The organism is Streptomyces mesophilus (assembly GCF_011044995.1).
Classification (GTDB): domain Bacteria; phylum Actinomycetota; class Actinomycetes; order Streptomycetales; family Streptomycetaceae; genus Streptomyces; species Streptomyces mesophilus.
Window position 1 is genome coordinate 1 of sequence record NZ_JAAKZW010000467.1, and the last position, 1,140, is coordinate 1,140.

Genomic DNA, 1,140 nt, shown 5'->3' on the forward strand with positions numbered 1-1,140 from the left:
GGAGGGGGGTTCGGGGGAGTCCTTGGTGAGGTCTTGGGTGAAGTTTTCGGTTAGCAGGGCGATGGCTTGGCGGGCGGTGAGGCGGGGGGTTGGCTCAGACATGGAGCGCCTTCTTCATGATCTTGCCCATGTCGTTGCGCGGCAGCTCGGGGAGGTAGTGGACGACGCGCGGGCGCTTGTGCGGGGCGAGCTGCGAGGCCACGTGGTCGGCCAACTCCTCGGCGCTCGGCGGTTGTTCGGGATCGGTGGGGACGATCCATGCCACGATCCGTTCGCCGAGGTCCGCGTCCGGCTCACCGGTCACCGCCGCGTCCCCGACCGCCGGGTGCTCCATCAGGACGTTCTCGATCTCGCCCGCGCCGATCTTGTAGCCACCGCTCTTGATCAGGTCGGTGGCCTTGCGGCCCACGATGCGTACGTAACCGTCCGGGTCACGCACCGCCATGTCACCCGTACGGAAATAGCCGTCCTCGGTGAACGCCTCCGCGGTGGCATCCGGCCTGTTGAGGTACTCGAGGAACAGGTTCGGGCCGCGCACCTGGATCTCGCCCACCTGGTCGGGACCGCCCGGGAGTTCCTGTCCGCTCTCGTCGACCAGGCGCAGCTCGACGCCTCGCAGCGGGACGCCGACGGTCGCCGCGCGGGGTTCGCCGTCCGCGCGGACGCTGGTGTTCATCAGGGTCTCCGTCATCCCGTACCGCTCGATCACCGCCCGCCCCGTCGCCGTACGGATCCGCTCGTGGTCCCGGGCCTGCAGCGCCGCCGACCCGGACACGAGCAGCCGCGCACCCGCCAACGCCTCGGCCAGCGCGGGGTCCTGGGGCAGCTGCTCGGCGATCCGGTGGTACATCGTCGGGACGCCGAAGAGCATCGTGGCCCCGGCACTCAGTTCCTTCGTGACCCCGTCCGTACTGAAACGGCCCAGATGGCGCACCGAACCGCCGCGCCGCAGTGGGCCGAGGACGCCGAGGATCAATCCGTGGACGTGGAACAGGGGAAGCCCGTGCACGAGCACGTCCTCGGAGGTCCACTGCCAGGCGTCCTCCAGGGCGTCGAGCGTGGCGGCGAGCGCGCGGCGCGGCAGGACGGCGCCCTTGGGCGGGCCGGTGGTGCCGGAGGTGTAGACGATCAGGGCGGGGT

Annotated in this window: 1 protein-coding gene; it reads right to left on the reverse strand. The window is 70.5% G+C overall.

Annotation, left to right across the window (positions count from 1 at the left end; genetic code table 11):
* Positions 1-94: 94 nt before the first annotated feature.
* Positions 95-1,140, reverse strand: a 1,046-nt coding sequence (locus tag G6045_RS40605) for an AMP-binding protein (RefSeq protein WP_165337263.1), incomplete at its 5' end; no start/stop codon positions are given.